Source organism: Pseudomonas sp. SG20052 (assembly GCF_031766055.1).
GTDB classification, from domain to species: Bacteria; Pseudomonadota; Gammaproteobacteria; order Pseudomonadales; family Pseudomonadaceae; genus Aquipseudomonas; species Aquipseudomonas mandelii.
On sequence record NZ_CP134498.1, the window covers coordinates 3,989,660 to 4,007,875 of the forward strand.

Annotated in this window: 17 protein-coding genes; 7 read left to right on the forward strand and 10 right to left on the reverse strand. The window is 60.1% G+C overall.

Features of this window, described 5'->3' with window-relative positions:
* The first annotated feature begins 93 nt into the window (after positions 1–93).
* From RHP74_RS18260 to RHP74_RS18275, 4 genes are all read left to right on the forward strand, one after another.
* The gene (locus RHP74_RS18260; RefSeq protein WP_311096000.1) at positions 94–1,749 is read left to right on the forward strand and encodes a Na/Pi cotransporter family protein; all 1,656 of its coding nucleotides are present in this window, start codon (positions 94–96) and stop codon (positions 1,747–1,749) included.
* Entirely contained in the window at positions 1,737–2,111 is a 375-nt protein-coding gene (locus RHP74_RS18265; protein WP_010455279.1) for a DUF2493 domain-containing protein, read from the forward strand. Before RHP74_RS18260 ends, RHP74_RS18265 begins: the two co-directional genes overlap by 13 nt.
* 16 nt (positions 2,112–2,127) lie before the next feature.
* The gene (locus tag RHP74_RS18270; RefSeq protein WP_311096001.1) at positions 2,128–2,895 is read left to right on the forward strand and encodes a hypothetical protein; all 768 of its coding nucleotides are present in this window, start codon (positions 2,128–2,130) and stop codon (positions 2,893–2,895) included.
* A 106-nt stretch (positions 2,896–3,001) separates the two neighbouring features.
* Complete coding sequence (locus RHP74_RS18275) at positions 3,002–3,319, forward strand: DUF2388 domain-containing protein (RefSeq protein ID WP_010455283.1); 318 nt, start codon at positions 3,002–3,004, stop codon at positions 3,317–3,319.
* 63 nt (positions 3,320–3,382) lie between these two features.
* On the opposite strand, the gene RHP74_RS18280 is transcribed toward RHP74_RS18275, so the two are convergent.
* Both RHP74_RS18280 and RHP74_RS18285 read right to left on the reverse strand, forming a co-directional pair.
* Positions 3,383–4,303, reverse strand: a complete 921-nt coding sequence (locus RHP74_RS18280) for a pyridoxal-phosphate dependent enzyme (RefSeq protein ID WP_311096002.1) — start codon at positions 4,301–4,303, stop codon at positions 3,383–3,385.
* A 100-nt stretch (positions 4,304–4,403) separates the two neighbouring features.
* Positions 4,404–5,195, reverse strand: a complete 792-nt coding sequence (locus RHP74_RS18285; protein ID WP_311096003.1) for an SDR family oxidoreductase — start codon at positions 5,193–5,195, stop codon at positions 4,404–4,406.
* 124 nt (positions 5,196–5,319) lie between these two features.
* Here RHP74_RS18285 and RHP74_RS18290 point away from each other — a divergent pair, with 124 nt between their 5' ends.
* Entirely contained in the window at positions 5,320–6,267 is a 948-nt protein-coding gene (locus RHP74_RS18290; protein ID WP_077749447.1) for a GlxA family transcriptional regulator, read from the forward strand.
* A gap of 43 nt (positions 6,268–6,310) precedes the next feature.
* Here RHP74_RS18290 and RHP74_RS18295 read toward each other — a convergent pair whose 3' ends face one another.
* From RHP74_RS18295 to RHP74_RS18325, 7 genes are all read right to left on the reverse strand, one after another.
* Positions 6,311–6,979, reverse strand: a complete 669-nt coding sequence (locus RHP74_RS18295; RefSeq protein ID WP_311096004.1) for an HAD family hydrolase — start codon at positions 6,977–6,979, stop codon at positions 6,311–6,313.
* 53 nt (positions 6,980–7,032) lie between these two features.
* Entirely contained in the window at positions 7,033–7,434 is a 402-nt protein-coding gene (locus RHP74_RS18300; RefSeq protein WP_010455297.1) for a response regulator, read from the reverse strand.
* 111 nt (positions 7,435–7,545) lie between these two features.
* Complete coding sequence (locus RHP74_RS18305; RefSeq protein ID WP_172791200.1) at positions 7,546–9,153, reverse strand: GMC family oxidoreductase; 1,608 nt, start codon at positions 9,151–9,153, stop codon at positions 7,546–7,548.
* A gap of 59 nt (positions 9,154–9,212) precedes the next feature.
* Positions 9,213–10,430, reverse strand: a complete 1,218-nt coding sequence (locus tag RHP74_RS18310; protein WP_083376477.1) for a mandelate racemase/muconate lactonizing enzyme family protein — start codon at positions 10,428–10,430, stop codon at positions 9,213–9,215.
* Position 10,431: 1 nt separating this feature from the next.
* Positions 10,432–11,751 carry a nitrate/nitrite transporter gene (locus RHP74_RS18315; RefSeq protein ID WP_010455304.1) on the reverse strand — a complete coding sequence of 440 codons (1,320 nt, stop codon included), beginning with the start codon at positions 11,749–11,751 and terminating at the stop codon, positions 10,432–10,434.
* 84 nt (positions 11,752–11,835) lie between these two features.
* Entirely contained in the window at positions 11,836–13,260 is a 1,425-nt protein-coding gene (gene aldA / locus RHP74_RS18320) for an aldehyde dehydrogenase (RefSeq protein ID WP_311100511.1), read from the reverse strand.
* A gap of 137 nt (positions 13,261–13,397) precedes the next feature.
* Positions 13,398–14,330: a LysR substrate-binding domain-containing protein gene (locus tag RHP74_RS18325; RefSeq protein WP_010455308.1), complete on the reverse strand. Its 933-nt coding sequence runs from the start codon at positions 14,328–14,330 to the stop codon at positions 13,398–13,400.
* Between the two features lie 185 nt (positions 14,331–14,515).
* On the opposite strand from RHP74_RS18325, the gene RHP74_RS18330 reads away from it, so the two are divergent.
* Positions 14,516–15,694: a hypothetical protein gene (locus tag RHP74_RS18330; RefSeq protein ID WP_172791201.1), complete on the forward strand. Its 1,179-nt coding sequence runs from the start codon at positions 14,516–14,518 to the stop codon at positions 15,692–15,694.
* 213 nt (positions 15,695–15,907) lie between these two features.
* Positions 15,908–16,783 (forward strand): LysR substrate-binding domain-containing protein, encoded by an 876-nt coding sequence (locus RHP74_RS18335; RefSeq protein ID WP_010455311.1) that lies wholly within the window; start codon positions 15,908–15,910, stop codon positions 16,781–16,783.
* Between the two features lie 63 nt (positions 16,784–16,846).
* Here RHP74_RS18335 and RHP74_RS18340 read toward each other — a convergent pair whose 3' ends face one another.
* The gene (locus tag RHP74_RS18340) at positions 16,847–18,211 is read right to left on the reverse strand and encodes an MFS transporter (protein WP_010455313.1); all 1,365 of its coding nucleotides are present in this window, start codon (positions 18,209–18,211) and stop codon (positions 16,847–16,849) included.
* Positions 18,212–18,216 lie beyond the last annotated feature (5 nt).

Here is an 18,216-nt window from a genome sequence, read left to right on the forward strand (position 1 = left end):
CTCAACATTGATGTTGGCTGACAGTCCGCTATCGCGAGCAGGCTCACTCCTACAGGGGAATGCGCTTAACCCTATCGAAAAGGGAGAGTCCTGATGTCGGGAACGACTCTACTGATCAACCTCGCAGGCTCCATCGCACTCTTGCTGTGGGGCACTCACATGATTTCTTCGGCGTTGTTGCGTGGCTTCGGCACGCCGCTGCGCCAATGGCTGGGCCACAACTTGAACAATCGCTGGATGGCGCTGCTGTCGGGTATCGGCATCACCGGCATCCTGCAAAGCAGCACCGCCGTCAGCCTGATGGCGACGTCGTTTACGGCCGCCGGGACCCTGGGCCTGGCGCCGGCGCTGGCGGTAATGCTCGGCGCCAATATCGGTTCGACCCTGGTGGTACAACTGCTCAGCGTCGACGTTTCAATCCTCACACCCATCGTGTTGCTCGCGGGTTTGATGGTGTTCCGGCTGCGCGATGACTCACGCTACGAAAGCGTCGGCTGTGCGCTGATCGGCCTGGGGCTGATGTTGTTGGCCCTGCGCATGCTCGGCTCAACCCTGGCGGACGTCGAAGGCACGCCGGTCTTCCAGCTGATCATGCAGAGCCTGGACGGCGATCTGCTGATTGCGTTGCTGGTGGCGCTGATCCTCACCTGGCTGTGCCATTCCAGCGTGGCGGTGGTGTTGCTGATCGTCTCGCTGGCCGCCACCGGCCTGCTGTCGGGAACCACCCTCGTCGCGCTGGTGCTCGGGGTGAACATTGGCGGTGCGCTGCCTTCGGTGATCAATGCCGGTTCGAGCGTCGGCCGGCGCTTGCCGCTGGGTAATCTGCTGGTGCGTGCGGTCGGTGCCCTGGCGGTGTTGCCGTTTGCCGGGCTGCTGGCCGAGCTGAAGCTGGAGCCGTCGGTGCTGGTGGTGTCGCTGCACAGCGGTTTCAATCTGCTGCTGGCGCTGGTGTTCATCGGCCTGACCGATGTGCTCGCCAAAGGGCTGACCCATCTGCTGCCGGCCCCCGAGCGGGATGTCGATCCGGGCATGCCGCACTACCTCGACGAAGCGGGTCTGGAAGTGGCCAACATCGGCCTGTCCAACGCCGCCCGGGAAGCGTTGCGCATGGCCGACATGCTCTCGGCAATGCTCGGCCGCCTGGTGCAGCTGTTCCACACCTCGGTGCCCGCCTGTGCCGATGAAGTGCGACGCGTCGATCAGTCTCTGGACCTGCTGGGCGCGGCCATTCGGGCTTACCTGGCGGACATCGGCAAGGAAGGCATCAGTGACAGCGATGCCGATCGTTCCCAGGAAATCCTGCTGTTCGTGATCAACCTCGAACATGCCGCAGACATTCTTTCCAGCAGCCTGACGCAGTTGGCCATGCGCCGCTTGCGCCGTGGCGAACAGTTCTCGGCGTTCGAGCTGGGCAACATCGCGCCGCTGCACGACGCACTGCTGGAAAGCCTGAGCCTGGCGATCACCGTGTTTCTGCGTGAAGACATTCCCACCGCGCACCACTTGATCCATCGCAAGGAGACGGTCAGAAGGCTCGAAGCGCACGCCAGCCGCGAGCACTTTCGCAAGTTGCAGGAAGACAAGAACACCTGGGCGGAGTCCGGCGACATCTTCCAGCGGGTCCTGCGCGATTACCGCCGCGTGCATCACCACATCGCCGCCCTGGGCTATCCGCTGCTGGAGCGTGCCGGCGAGCAACCGGTCGAGAGCACCGACCTGACCAAGGAGAATTCCTCATGCGCCTCTTGATCTGCGCGGGCCGCTATTACGCCGACAGCCGTCTGTGCCGACGGGTCCTCGACGCCTTCCAGCGCCTGCACCCCGTGCGTGTGCTGATCCATGGTGGCAATCAATACCTGGGCGGTGACATCGAAGAGTGGGCCCGGGAACACGGCGCCGACATCGTGCGCTACCCGCCCAACTGGCAGCGCCACGGCAAGTTGGCTGAACGACTGCGCAACCACTTCATGTTGCTCGACAGCCGACCTGACGTGGTGATCGCCCTGCCCGGCGGCGAAGACACCGAAGAGTTGGTCGCCCGGGCCCGGACGGCCGGCTTGCAAACCCTATCGGTAGAGGATCGGGGGCTGACCGCCGCCGCCATCAAATAACGTCGAGATAAACTTCATGCAAAACCCCACTCGTCTATTCGCGTCCTTCGTGCGCAGCCTGCCAGCCGCTCAAGGCCGGCGCCTGCGCCGCAATCTGTTGTTCGTCAGCCTCACTCTGAGCCTGATTGCGGTGCTCAGCATCATCTCCAAAGCCAACGCTGCCGGCGGTGCATATACGGTGGATGACGCCGGAATCAATGCCCCCGGCGAATGCAACATCGACGCCTGGTATCAAAACGGTCGGCACGGCTCATCCAGCAGCGTGGTGTCACAGGACTGCACGCTCAAAGGCCTGCCCAACGTGCAACTCGGTGCCGCCGTGCAGCACAACCGCGACGACGGGGACTCGGAAACCCGGTTGAGCCCGCAATTCAAGGCGCAGATTTTCTCCCGGGAAGACCTTGGCCTTGAGTTGGCGCTGGCGGGGTCGACTCACTTTGCCTTCAATCGGGCCCACGCCTTCGATGGCGTCGACCTGAACCTGCCCTTCACCTACCAACCTTTCGAAACCCTGCGCCTGAACCTCAATGCCGGCTGGACCCATGCCTATGACGATGGCGAGCAAAACCATCGCTGGACCTGGGGCACCGGCGTCGAATACGACCTGGCCCGTTCCCTGACGCTGATTGCTGAACGCTACGGCCAGCAAGGCGGCGAACAGGCATGGCAGGCCGGGCCAAGGTTGCATGTCGGTGAGCGCATCGACGTCGATCTGGTGGTGGGCCGCAACCTGACGGGGGAACGGGATCAGTGGCTGACCACCGGAGCAACGCTGCGGTTTTGAACGATCAGGTGCGGATAACGCATCCACAGGGAACTCCTGACGTTCGCCAGGCATCCTAGATGATGAAGTACTCCTTTTTTTGCTTCACGCTTCAGAGGACATTGCTATGCGCCGTCTGATTATCATCTCCTCATTCATGTTGTGTTTGCCCTTCGGTTCGGCCTTCGCCAAAGTGGACGCCGGCGATGTCGCCACCTCTGCGGGGGTTTCCGCATCACTGTACTCGACGTTCAAGGACCACAAACTGGCGATTCCTGCCCGTGATGACGCCTCCAGCTTCGTTGCCAGTGGCGGTACAATTCGCGGTGTGTACCTGGAGTCGGTGTTGAATCAGATTCGCCAGGAAAATCCCGGACTCAAAGCCAGCGACGAAGAGCTGGCCAGAGCCATCCTCATCCACGAAGGCGTTGCTGCTGGCCAATGAAGGTTGAAAAGGTCACGGTGGGGCTCGCGACAGCCGGATAGTCTCCAGCCCTGCCTCTTTGCTTCACCCCGCGGACAAGCGCGCCCACCCGGCCACCAGCTGCGCGCTGATGCTGACGCCGCCACACACCACAATCACCACGTCATGGGCTTCGGCGATCGCCGGATGGTCAAGATAGGCCACCGCCAATGAAACGCCGCACGCCGGTTCGACCAACTGGCGCAGGTCGTTGGCGTAACGCACCACGCCCATGATTGCCTCGTCATCACTGAGTACCACGCATTCGTGAGGAAAGTCGCGGATGTGCTGCACCGGCCACGCGGCCACTTTCGCAGCGCCCAGCGATGTCGCGACGGTGTCGATACGCGGCAGCCTGACGGGATGTCCGGCCTCGACGGCGGCGGCAAAGGAGGCCGCGCCTCGGGTTTCGCAGGTGATGATCCGGCAGTCCATGCGATGGTGCCGGATCAAACCTGTCAGCAACCCCGCCAGTAATCCACCGCCTCCTACCGACGTCACCAGCGCATCGACTTGAGGGCAATCCTCGAGGACTTCATCAATCAGGGTGCTGTGCCCTTCCCACAGCACGGGATGATCGAAGGCGGGCACGTACTCGGTATCCGCATCCTGTGAAAGCGCTTTGGCCCGTTGGTTGGCCTCGTCCCAGACCTTGCCGTGAACGATGACCTCGGCGCCGGTTTTCCTGATCCTGGCACGGGTGGTTTCCGGGGTGGTGTGCGGCACAATAATGCAGGCTTTCAGCCCGAGGGCAGCGGCGGCCATGGCGGTGGCAAAACCGGCGTTGCCGCCGGAAGGACAGACGACTTTGCTTTTGCCTTGGTCCTTTGCCTGACTGCACAGAAGGCCCATGCCGCGTAATTTGAACGAGCCGCTGGGTTGCAGGTTTTCCAGCTTGAGCCAGATGCGCCGGGTCGGCGTTGACAAGCCAGGGTGCAGAATCAAAGGCGTTCTGATGTGAAGCATTGTGTGCTCCCTCGGCAGCACCGGCCTGTCGAGGTTTCGGCGAGCCGGTGATGAACGATCCTTCTCCAAGCTTAGTTCACCCTGCCCCTGGGCTATCGGTTTACCGGTAGCGCGGTGCCGCCGATGAGTGGCCGAACGAGCCTGACAGCACTTGGCGCCGGGCTTCGTAAGCGTCCCATTTATCAGCCTCGTGCAGGCCCGGGATGGTGACCACTTCACCCTTCGCCAGGCCGACCAGCGCCGCATCGACCATGTCATCGGCGGACATCACGATCTCTTGTGGCAGGTTTTCCACCGGGTTGCCGGCCTCGCTCCAGAAATCGGTGGCAGTTGCGCCGGGCAACACCGCCTGAACGCGTATGCCCTTGTCGGCCAGTTCGTGGTGCATCGATTGGCTCAAGCCCAGCACGAAAGCCTTGGTCCCGCCGTAAACGCCGTTGAGGATTTCTGGAGCGATTGCGACGATGGAGGAAATGTTGATCACGGTGCCGGTGCCCCGTGCGACGAAGCCGGGCGCCACGGCATAGGACAGACGCATCAGCGCGGTGACATTGAGGCTGATCATGGCGTCCATGTCGTCCACCGGGCTGCCGAGCAACGGCATCACGCCACCAACACCGGCATTGTTGACCAGCAAGGTGATGCTCGCGTCGTTGCGCAGAATGCTTTCAACCCGCAGCAGGCCGGCCTTGTCTTTGAGGTCGGCAGCAACCACTTCCACGGCGCGGCCGGTTTCGTTGCTCAGATGATTGGCCAAAGCGTTGAGTTTGCCCTGGCTGCGGGCGACCAGAATCAGGTCGTAACCCTGCCGGGCGAGACGGTCGGCGTAGACCGCGCCAATGCCCGAAGAAGCGCCAGTGATCAGTGCAGTGCCTTTGGATGAAAGAGCCATGTTCAATTTCCTTCACAGTGAGGCGATAAGGTCGCCGGGTGTGAACTGTTATAAATTGACTGACGCTCGTCTCAAATGACGTTTAAAGTACGTTTTTCGGACATTGGCTTTTGAGGGCACCATCATGACTTCCGTGGCGTTCGTGGTTTTCGAGGGGTTCCAGTCCATGGCGTTGGCGGCGATGCCGGTGTTCGAATACGCCAACTTCAGCGCTGGCGAAGCGCTTTACGAGGTCAGCGTGATCTCTGAGGAGGGTCGCTCCCTGCGGGCTTCCGGCGGCTTGAGTGTCGGCACCCAGGCGTTTGATGAGCGCGTGTTCGACACGGTCATCGTGGTCGGCGGCGATTCGATTCTCGAGCAGGCGCCCGAGGGTGTGTTGGCGTACCTGCGCGACAGCGTGAAAACCGCCCGGCGCACGGCGTCGATCTGCTCGGGGGCATTCGTGCTGGCCCAGGCCGGCCTGCTCGACGGACGGCGGGCCACCACGCATTGGGCCTATGCGCGGGACCTGCAAGCGCGGTTTCCCTCGATCAAAGTGGAAGATGATCGTATTTACGTGGTCGACGGTTCCATCTGGACCTCCGCCGGCATGACCGCGGGCATCGACCTGGCGCTGGCGATGGTTGAAAAGGATCATGGCGCCGACCTGGCCCGTTCGGTGGCGCAGAAACTGGTGATGTATCAGCGCCGCGCGGGTGGTCAGTCGCAGCATTCGGCCTTGCTGGAACTGGAGCCCAAATCCGACCGCATTCAGACCGTCCTCGGCTACGCCCGGGAACACCTGACATCGGCGTTATCGGTGGAGCAACTGGCGGAAGTGGCACGCCTCAGCCCACGACAATTCAGCCGCACCTTCCGCGCCGAGACCGGGCAGTCCCCGGCCAAGGCCATCGAAAATCTGCGCCTGGAGGCGGCGCGGCAAATGCTCGAGCGCGGACGGCTGACCCTCGACCAGATCGCCGCCGAGGCCGGCTTCACCGACCGCCGCCGCATGCGCGAAGCCTTCCTCCGGGCGTTCGGCCAACCGCCGCAGGTCATTCGACGTAATGCCAGGTCGCAGATGACGGCGTGAGCATTAGCGGTCAGGGGGGCGGATGAGGGATTTCTTGAACCCTTTAAAGGGTGTGGAGGCGGATTTGACCACCGGAATCTACGTGCACGGTCATCAAGTCGTAGCTGGCCAGCGTGGCATGCACCGTCTGAATCGGATGGTCATGAGTCGAGGTGATGATCACAAGGTCCGCCCCTGCCGCCTCCGCCGCAAGTATCCCCACGGCGGCATCTTCAAAGATCAGGCAGTCAGTCACCTCGAGGCCTAGCCGTTGAGCCGCCAGGCGATAGCCCGCTGGGTCCGGTTTGCCGGCGCTGACGTCTTCGGCGGTGACCATGACATCGGGTTCGGGAATCCCTGCTGCCGCCATCCGGCGCACCGCCAGTGCTCGCGGTGCCGAGGTGACGATGGCCCATTGATTCTTGGGCAGGGACCTGAGGAAGTTCGCCGCACCGGCCACTTCGACCACCCCCTCCACGTCCTCGATTTCCGCTTCGGTGATCCAGTCGGCTTGGGCCTTGGCATCCACTCCGGACAACGCCAGACGATTAATGGTGTCGATGGCGCGGGCGCCGTGAATGGTCGGCAGGAAGGACTCGACATCCACGCCGTGGCGCAGGGCCCAGGTGGTCCAGATCCGCTCGGCGGCGGCGATGGAGTTGAGGACAGTGCCGTCCATATCGAACAGGAACGCGCGATACGGCGTACTAAAAACGGAGTTGTGGGCAGACAAGGATAAGCTTCCTTCGTGTGTCAGGCAGGTCCGTTAATGTACACGAGCGACACTTACTGTCGCGACTTGAAGGCCGCCTCGACACAATCCAGCAGTTGTCCCAACGCCCAGGGTTTCTTGATGAACGACACCTTATGCCGGACCCCGGAGGATTTGGGAGTTTCAAAACCGGACATGATCATGATCGGCTTGCCGGGCCAGCGATCGCCGAACTCATTGGCCAGATCCGCGCCGTTCCGCTTTCCGGGCATGGTGATGTCCGTCAACAACAGACCGACCTCGTTGGCGTGTTTTTTCAGGTATTCCGATGCGGCATCCGCGCTGACTTGCGGTTCAACCATGAAACCTTCTTCCTGAAGAATTTCGCAGAGAAACTCAAGAATAAGCGGGTCATCTTCAACCACCAGAATCAACCTGCCAGGAAGCTGCTCGCCCGCCGTCGGTGTTGGACACATGACTTTGCCACTCCCTGATTACCTAATGAATTCGCAGGCTCAAAACCGCTGCCTACAGGTATGAGCAGCGGATCTGCAGGAAATTCATTTTTGATACACCGAGGCGATAAATCAGGCGTCCTGCAGAATCAGATCGGCCCCCTTCTCTGCCACCATCAACACGGCCGCATGGGTATTGCCGGACGTCACGTTAGGAAAAATGGACGCATCGACAATGCGCAAGTTGTCTAATCCATGAACTTTAAGGCGTTTGTCGACCACCGACCGCTGCTCGTCCGTGCCCATCGCACAGGAGCCGCACAGGTGATAAATCGAACCGCTGTTTTCTCGAAAATACTGCAGCATCTGTTCGTCACTTTCGATGGCGGGCCCCGGCAATACTTCCTCGACCGTGATGCCTTTGAGTGCGGGGGCCTGCATGATTTTGCGCATCAAGCGGCTGCCCTGAATCACTTCATCGATGTCCTTTTGCGTGCTCAGGTAATTCGGATCGATCAGCGCCGCGTCCCGAGGATTTTTTGAAGCAATCTCGATGTGGCCCCGACTGGTCGGACGGCAGGGGTTAAAGCACAACAGGAAGCCGGAGTAGGGTTCGGGCTTGAGGCTGGCTTTGTTGTTTTTCGGAATCTGGTACGAAAGCGGGTTGAAGTACAGCTGCAAGTTCGGGTTGGCCTGCTGTTCATTGCCACGAAAGAACCCACCCGCCTGATTGACGCTCATTGCCAATGCGCCCTTACGGGTAAACAGGTATTTCAAACCCAGCTTGAACTGGCCGAACAACGAACTCAGTTGATCATTGAGCGTTGGGATATTGGCTTTGTAGTAATAACTGGCGCACAGGTGGTCTTGCAGGTTTTGTCCTACCGCTGGCAAGTGCTTGATCAACGGAATGTTGTGCCTGGCCAGCAGCGCCTGATCGGCAACACCGGACAATTGCAGAATCTTCGGAGTGTCCACGGCGCCGGCACAGAGGATGACTTCCTTGTTCGCGGTAAAGGTCCGCACCACGCCATGCTGGCTAATGGAAATCCCTGTCGCACGGGCGTTATCGAACAGCACTCGATCGACCAACGCATAATGCTCGACCGTCAAGTTCGGTCGACTCAATGCCGGATGCAGGTGCGCAAAACTGCTGGAGCAACGCTGGCCGTTGCGGGTATTGACGTCGTAGATCCCCGAGCCTTCGAACCTCGGCCCGTTGAAATCATCGCTGTGCGGGTAGCCGAGTTCGTCGCAACCTTTGAGGAACACATCGCAAATGGGATGAGTCTGGCCCTTCATCGGCGTAATGCTGATCGGACCGCTGCCGCCGTGATACTCCGTGTCGCCCAGCGGATGGTTTTCCAGTTTGCGGAAGTACGGCAACACGTCCTTGAAGCCCCAGCCTTCATTGCCGTTGGCCGCCCAGTCGTCGAAGTCATGGGCCTGGCCACGGACATAGATCATCGCGTTGATCGAGCCCGACCCGCCCTGGACTTTTCCGCGAGGCGCGTAGATTTCACGGTTGTTCAGCTGTTTTTGCGGCTGGCTGTAGTACATCCAGTTGAAGGTCGGGTTGTAATACATTTTGGCGAAGCCAACCGGGATTTTGAACCACAGGGAACTGTCCTTGCCGCCGGCCTCCAGCAACAGTACCGAGTGTTTGCCCGAAGCCGAGAGCCGATTGGCGAGGATGCAGCCTGCGGCGCCAGCGCCAGCGATGATGTAGTCGTAAGTCATGCACGGTTACCGCGTAAGTCGTTTTACAAAAAGCCGCCCGTCATGGGCGGCAAATCCCGTCAGCCACGGGCTGGCGATATGTCTTTGACGTCAGCCGGCATCGGCGCCATTTGCAGGTGCAGGCGCTCACCGGTGTAGGGCGAATGCTTGCGCACCACGTCCATGTTCAACTCCACGCCCAGGCCTGGTTCGGTGGACGGAATGATGTAGCCGTCCTCCCATTGCAGCGGCTTGGTCAAGACCTCGGCGTGGAAACCGCCCCAGGTCATGATGCTTTCCTGAATCAGGAAATTCGGCGTACAAGTCGCCAACTGGAAACTGGCGGCGGCACCGATCGGTCCGTTGTAGAGGTGTGGAGCGATTTGGGCGTAATAAGCCTCGGCCATGCTGGCGATCTTTTTCGCTTCCAGCAGACCGCCGCAACGGGCGACGTTCATCTGCAGGATCGAGGCGCCCCCGGCCTGCAGCAGCTTGAAGAATTCGTACTTGGTGGTCAGGCGTTCGCCAGTGGCAATCGGGATGCTGGTCTTGGCCGCGACTTGTGCCATGGCGGCTTCCTGACCTGGCGGCACCGGTTCTTCGAACCACAGCGGATCGTATTTCTCCAGACGTTTGGCCAGGCGAATCGCCGAGGACGGCACCATTTGTCCGTGGGTGCCAAACAGCAGGTCGCACTTGTCGCCCACCGCTTCGCGGATCTTGCGGCAGAAGGTTTCGCAGCGTTCCAGCACTTCCAGGGAAATCTGGTGCCCGGAGTACGCGGTGTAGGGCCCGGCGGGGTCAAACTTCACGGCGGTGAAGCCTTTGTTCATGTTCTCGATGGCGCACTCGGCGGCCAGGTCCGGGTCGTCGTAGTCGTACTCACCTTGGCTGTTGACCGGGTACAAGTAGGTGTAGGAACGCAGGCGTTCGTTGACCTTGCCGCCGAGCAATTCATACACCGGCTTGTTGGCGGCTTTACCGATGATGTCCCAGCACGCCATCTCCAGGCCGCTGACCACGCCCATCATGGTCAGGTCCGGTCGCTGGGTGAAACCACTCGAGTACGCCTGGCGGAAAAAGCGTTCGATGTGATGCGGGTCGTGGTTGAGCAGGTAGCGTTCGAACACGTCTTCGATGATCGGCAGCATGGCTTTGGGGCCGAAGGTCGCGGCGTAGATTTCACCGACGCCTTCGATGCCGCAATCAGTCTTGAGCTTGACGAACAACCAGTACATGCCGCCGACGTGCGGTGGTGGTACGGCAACGATATGAGTTTCAAGGGCGACGATTTTCATCTCAGGCACCTGTCTTGATTGAAGATTTACGGTTAATACGAGCGCGCAAGGTCAGGGCCGCCAGGGTCCCGAGCAGGCCGACGAAAGCGATGTAGCCGAAATACAGCTTGTAACCAAAGGCGCCGGGGTAATGCTCGGTGAGGTAGCCGTTGATCAAGGGAATGAAGGCGTCGGGCAAGTACCCGACCACCGAGACAATGCCAATGGCCAGGCCGGTGATACGCAGCGGAACGTTGCAGGTGTCGAGAATCGCCCAGTACAGACCACGAATGGCGTAGGTCATCAGGCCGATGAAGATCACAGTGCCGACCAGCAGCCCCATGCTGTTGAGCGCCGGGAATACGATCAGACCGACCATCGCCAGCGTCGCGAGAAACAGCGCCACGATCAGTACCGAAATGTTCGAGAACCTGTCACCCAGCCAGCCACCGCCGATGCCGCCGATAGGCCGCATCCACAGTTTGATGGTGGTGATGGTGCCGGCCATCACCGCGGTCATGCCGCCGCCTTGCAGGTAATCGGAGAAGCTGTAGGTCGCCCAGAAGATGTGATAGCCGCAGAACACGATGGCAGTGACCAGCCACAGCTCAGGAATTTTCACCAGGGTGGTCAGGTCGCTGAGCAGGTTGTACTTGCCCTTCTCCACCGCCGCCGTGTCTTCCATGGACTTTGGGTCCTTGATCAGTACCAGCACACAGCCGATGGCAATACAGGTGAAGGCATACAGATAAACCACGTGCTTGAAGCCCTCGGCAGCTGACTCGCCACGGGTTTCGGTGGCGAAGGCAAACAGCCCGAGTGCGATGGTTGCCAGCAAGGCTTCGACCAGCCCGCGACCGCCATCGAGGATGCCGAAGAACCGGCCCTGTTCAGTGTGATGAGCGATCATCTTCACGCGCTTGAGCACCGAGGCCCAGAAGGTCAGGCCGGTGGTCAGGCCCCAGCATCCGAAAATGATCATCAAGCCTGTCATCGATGGCGCAGTGGAATACCAAAGGCCTAATACACCGGTGGCGACCAACGAGAAGAAAATCAGAAAACGTGGGGCGATTCGGTCGGCCAGCCAACCACTGGGCAAATAACTGAGGAGAAAGATCGTGCCCAGCATCGAATACAGATAACCCAGCTCGCTGTGGTTGATCTGGAACACGTCGAGCATGGTGGTCTGGTAGACCTGGCGCAGATACAGAATGGGATAGATCGCGCCGGCGGCCAGCACCAGGAGCATCAGTTGGACGTAACGACTTGCCTTGTCGCTGTGACTTTTTGAACCCGCGTTCGAACCCTGAACAGCGGCAGCAGTGGATGCATGCTTGGACATCTGGAAGACCTCGGGCAGCCCGGTGGTCCGGACGCCCCTGATAATTGTTTTTATAGGTGATGCGTGAGGCGTGTTGCAGGTGGATCAGTACTTCATGACCACAAGACGGGTCTGAGTGAATTCGAGCATGCCGTGCTTGCCGTCATCGCCGCCCAGACCGGAGCATTTCCAGCCGGCGTGGAAGCCCTGGTAAGGATCGGCCGGCGTGCGATTGACGTACAACTCGCCGGCTTCAATGGCGTTGGCGACTTTCATCGTGGTGCGGTAATTCTCGGTGTACAGCACCGAAGACAGGCCGAACTGATGGTCGTTGGCCATGGCCAGCGCTTCGTCGATGTCGCGGTACTTGAGGACCGGCAACACCGGGCCGAAGATTTCCTCTTGAACGATCTCCATGTCCTGGCGGCAGCCGCTGAGCAGCGTCGCCGGATAAAAATGACCGCTGCCTTGCGGGATAAAACCGCCTGTTTCCAGTACAGCACCGTCGGCGATGGCACGTTCGACCATCTGGTGGATGTTCTGCTGCGCACTGGCGCTGACCAATGGCCCCATCAAGCTGGCATCGGTCGCGCGATTGCCGGATTTCACCGCGCCCATTTTGGCTTTGAGCAATACGAGGAATTCGTCATAAACGCTGTCCTGTACGTAAACCCGCTCTACGGCCGTGCATAACTGGCCACAGTGGGTGGTCTTGGAGGCGACGATTGCAGAAGCGGCGGCTTCCAGGTCGGCGTCGGCCTCAATGATCGCCGGCGTCTTGCCGCCCAGTTCCAGCGACGGCTTGGCAATGTTGGCCTTGCAGTAATCGAGCACGATGCGCCCGGCGTTGACGCTACCGGTCAGGGTGATCAGACCGACAACCTTGTGGGTGCATAAGACAGCGGCCGTGGCGTGATCCATGGTCAGGATATTCACCACACCGTCCGGCAGGCCGGATTGCTGCACCGCCTTGGCGATCTCGAATGCCGAGGTCGGGGTGTTGTTGCTCGGGCGCACGACCACGGTATTGCCGGCAATCAGCGCCGGGGCGATTTTGCGCAGCAAGGTGTAGACCGGGTAGTTGAACGGAATCAGGCACGCGACCACGCCAATCGGTTCACGGTGCAGGAACAGGTTTTCGTTCGGGCTGTCGCTGGGAATGATCTCGCCTTCGATCCGGCGCGCCCACTCGGCGTGATAACGGGTGATCTGTGCGGCATAACGGGCTTCATTACTGGCGTCGGCGACACTCTTGCCGGATTCGGCAGCCAGGGCTTCACCGATGTGTTCGGCGCAGGCGTCAAGGGCGTCGGCCAACGAACGCAAGTGTTCGGCGCGCTCAATGCTGGTGAGTTTCCCCCAGGATTTCTGCGCGGCGGCGGCCGCGTTGACCGCAGCCGTGGCTTCATCGGCCGTGGCCGCCGAGACGTGCCCCACCAAGGCTTCGGTCGCCGGGTTGTACACCGCGATCAGCGCCTCGCTGGCAGGTTCGACAAAGTGACCGTTAACAAAATTTCGCTCGATTCGCATGTGCATCGCCCATCGTTGTTTTTATCCAGTGCTTGCAGTCTTGGCATCTGAATGGCGTTGAACAAACGATTTATTGAGCGATGTAACATGCTAAAAATGCAGGTTACTCCATAGACGAGTGAGTTTCCCTGCGGGAATCAGCTGGCGGCAGTCGACGGCTCGAGCTGCCTGTGCGCCAACCAGATCTCTTCCTGGAGCCACTGACTGAACACTTGTAATTGCGGCATCAGTGTTTGCTCCGGCCGAGTGACGAGCCAGTAGGATTGATGGCCGTCGACATGCACGTTGAGTACCTGGGTCAACTGCCCGCTGGCCAATTCCGAAGCAACCATGTGCCAGTCGGCGATGGTGATTCCCAGGCCGTCGATCGCCGCGCGGATCGCCAGGTCCAGCAGGTCGAATTCGTACCCGCCCTGGGTGTCGACACCGGTGATACGCGCGGCGTCCAGCCAATGTTTCCAGGTCAGGTAGCGTTGGTCTTCCCGGGCCAGTACATGCAGCAAGGTCAGGCGATTTAGGTCGATGCCCTGCCCGCTCCACTCCCGCGCATACAAGGACGGAGCACACACCGCGATATGGCGCTCCTGGATCAGCAGCGAACTGTCCAGGCCATCCCATTCGCCATCGCCGAACCGGATCGCGCAGTCCAGTGTGCTGGTTTCGGCCAGGCTGTCCTGCAAACGCGTGGTGATGCTTAATTCCAGTTCCGGATGCTTCTCGCGCAGACGCCCCAGACGCGGCATCAGCCAGCGATTGGTGAAGGTGGGAGGCGCGTTGATGTGCAGGCGATTGGAATGGGTTTTCTGCTGGATGCTGCGCACCGTCAGTTCGATTTTGTCGAAGGATTGATGCAGCGCCCGCAGCAAGATCCGACCGGCACTGGTCAGTTCGAGGTGATGGTGTCGCCGCTCCAGCAAACTCTCGTCGAGCTGTTCCTCCAGCTGACGCACCTGGCGGCTGACAGCGCTCTGGGTCACGTTCAACAGCTCGGCGGCGCGGGTGAAGCTGCCCGTGCTGCCGGCCACTTCAAAGGCTTTAAGCGCGTTGAGGCCGGGCATTTTGCGTTTCATGGAAAGGCACTCAATTAGGGTGACAAGACGCAAAGCATCCCATGCCCGCCGCGCATTGTCCTACAGGATTTTCTCAGTAACATGCATTTGGCGAAGGTTCTCTCACATTTTTTATCGTTTGTTCAACGCATCGCTCATCGCAAGACTGGCCGGCATCTCTAATAAAAATAACCGAGAGTGGCCCCATGCATTTCCCTGCTTCCCTGCGCCTTAGTCCGTCTTTCCTTGCTTTGCTCTGCTCCTTTGCCGCCCCTGCCATGGCGGTACAGGTCACTGACAACCTCGACCTGGGCGGCGCGATTCGCGCCCGGTGGGATTACGACCCGGATCGCGACATTCAGAAGTTCGGCCTGGACACCGTGTTCCTCAGCGCCAAGTACAACTCCGACACCTGGATCGGCGAGGCTCAATACCGTTTCTACGGGCGCTCCTATCCCTATCAGTACACTAAAGACTATGGCGATATCCAATTCGCCAAACTTGCGTGGGTCGGCTACAAGTTCAACCCCGAGCAGCAAGTGCACGTGGGGCTGGACACCGTGCCATTCGGCTTGCAGCCGTACTTCGGCAGTACCTTCTACGAAACCCTGGGCAACGTTATCGGCCTGGAAGATGTGCAACAGATCGGCGCCAGGTACATTCAGCAAAGCGGTGACTGGAACCTGCAGGCTGGCTACTACTTGCGCCCGGCATGGCAAGGCAAAGGCACCAGCAAAGGCGTGACATTCTCCAGCGTAGTGTCCGAGGCAGACAGCTACGTCGCCGACGGCAGCGATAACCAGGAACGCAACACCGTCGTGCTGCGAGTCGCCAAGGCACTGGACCTGGGGCCATGGAAATCCGAAGTCGGGCTCTCCGGTCTGACCTCGTCCCTGGAGAACAAGGACACTCACAATGACGGGCGCCGCAACGCAGTGGCCGTGCATTACCTGGGCAAGAACGGCCCCTGGGGCGTGCAGCTGCAAGCAGCGCGACAGCAGATGTCACCGCGCAATCCGGGGACCGATGAAGTGGTGACGCTGGGTGGTTATGACGGCACCTACAACGTTGCCAGTCGCGGCAATCTATACGTGGCAGATGTGAGTTATGACGTGGCCGGCAAATACCTGTTCGATCAGGTCAGCGGCGTGAAGCTGTACGTCAACTACAGTGCCTTCGATAAATCCGCCGACGATTTCAAGACCTCGCAACGGGTGATCCTCGGAACTTCGTTCTCACTGAGCAAACTGTGGGTCGCGACGGAGTGGATCTACGGCAAGAACGACCCCTACATCGGAGGCAGCAGCTACACCCAGAGCCTGGGGGCGGGTGGTAGCGACCAGTGGGAAAACCAGCTGTATATGAACATCGGCTATTACTTCTGATCAGGCGTTTTCGGGCGTCTGAGGGCACCCTCGCCAGCCAGCTCGCGCCCACAAGGATCACCGAACCTGTGGGTGCGGGCTCGCCCGCGAAGACGCCCGTCCAGACAACACTTGCATCAGCCCCCTCCTGATAGTCAGATAGGCCGCTCAAACAATCCAAAAATAATAAACCGGCCCGACGTGACACCCGAGGCAGGTGCGGAGCCATCTCCCATGCGACAACTGCCCTCGCTCAACATGCTGCGCGTCTTCGAAGAGGTTGCGCGGCATCGCAGCTTCAGCCAGGCCGCGCTGGGGCTGAACGTCACCCAGGGTGCCGTCAGCCGCCAAATCAAACAACTCGAAGACTACCTCGGCGTAGCGCTCTTTATCCGCACGCCCCAGGGTTTGTCATTGACCGAAGCCGGCATCGCCCTCTCCCCCCACCTGACGGAAGCCTTCGATCATATCGAACGGGCCTTGCAAGCCGTGCGTGTACCCAACCTGCGCCAGCGTCTGCGCATTCTTGCCCCACCCACCTGGGCGACACGCTGGTTGTCGGCGCATCTGCGCGAATTCTGCCAGCGTTATCCGGACATCAGCCTGAGCGTGACCAATCAGACCGGCCACGACAACCTCGCGGACATCGATTGCCACATCCGCTTCGGCCTCGACACCGCCAGTCATTGCAGCAGTCAGTTACTGGTGATGGAACGGCACATCGCGGTGGCCAGCCCGGAGCTCTTCAGCGACGGGCAACCGCCGGACCTGCGCCAATTTCCATTGCTGCACATTTTGCACGACGGCAAGCGATTGAAGGTCTGGGAGAACTGGTTGGCGGCGATGGGACGGGACGATGTGGATGCCGCTCAGGGGCTGGAATTCAGCACCTTGGACCAGGTGATTCACACGGCATTGGCTGGCGGCGGGTTGGCGGTGATTGACCGGCAAATGATCGAGAAGGAACTGGCCCACGGCAGTTTGTTGCCGATCACCCCGGTGGAAGTGGTCGGGCCGTATGGGTATTGGCTGGATGTGGCGAACGACAAGCAAGGATTGTCGAAAGTACGGTTGTTCAGGCAGTGGCTGGAACGGGTCAGTAATCCCTGAGGCCATCGACGTTCCTTGTGGGAGCGAGCTTGCTCGTTCCCACATTGGGACTTTGACCGTCTGTTAAACCGGGGCAACTGCCTTCACTGCCACCGTTGCCCCACCCTCTACCGGACTCTGCGCCTTGCACGCCTGGCTCAGCGTCAACGATTTAGTCTCCGGCGCCCAAGCCCAGGACAGCAACGCACCCAGCGCCAGAATCGCCGCCAGAATGCCCATCGTCGGGCTCAGGCCAATCCCCGCTACGCTCACCGGCAACAGGAACGTACTCACTGCCGAGCCCAAACGGCTGACCGCGGTCGCCAGGCCAATCCCGCTGGCCCGCACTTCGGTGGGAAAGCTCTCGGCCGGGAACACGCCCACCAGGTTGCTGACCGCCGACAACACCAGGGTAAACAAGCCAAACACCAACACCATCAAGAACGCAGCGCTACTCGGCAACACCGCCAACCCGAACAACGCAACGGCCAGAATAATGAACGAGTTGATCAGGAACCCCCGGCGGGAGAATTTGATCGTGCACCAGATCCCGATCAGCGCACCGAGGATCAGCAGCATGTTCAGCATCAGTTCGGTGCCAAAACCTTCGGCAAGGCCCATTTTCTGCAGAATCGACGGCAGAAAGGTGTAAATGGCGAAGTACGGCATCACGATGCAGACGAAGAACAGGCAATTGAACGCGGTGCGTTTGCGGTATTCACGGCTGAACAGCACGGCGTAGCCGGAACGGGTTTCGGTGGATCGGGTTTCGTCTAGTTCAATGTTGTCGCCCAAGTGCTTCTTGACGATCGCTCGTGCCTCGGCGATTCGGCCCTGATTCACCAACCAGCGCGGCGACTCTGGCGTGCCAATGCGGGCAATCAGGATCAACGCTGCCGGAATGGCCGACGAAGCCAGCATCCAGCGCCAGGCATCGTCGCCCAGGCTGAGCATGGCGGTGCCGACGAAAGTCGCAGCGACGTATCCGAAGGTCCAGATCACGCTGAATGATCCCAGCAGCACACCGCGATGTTTCTTCGGTGCAAACTCGGCCAGCATGGCGTGACCGACGCTGAAATCACCGCCCAACCCGATGCCGATCAACACTCGGCAGAGAAATAACCCCATCGCCGTTTCCGCATAGAACTGCATCAAAGAAGCGAGGGTGATCAGCACGAAGCTGACCAGGAAGATTTTCTGCCGCCCCACTTTGTCGGAAATCCAGCCGAAAAACAGACTGCCGAGAAACAGCCCGATCAAGGCCGAAGCACCGATCAACCCTTGCCAGAACGCATCAAGCTGCATCTGTGGACTGAGCAATGTGAATGCAATACCGATCAGGCCAAGGATGTAGCCATCGGTAAAGTGCGCGCCGAAGGTCAGACCGGCGATTTTCAGGTGAAAGCGCCCGATGGGCAGGTCGTCGATTTTTGTTGGTTGAACGGACATGTACG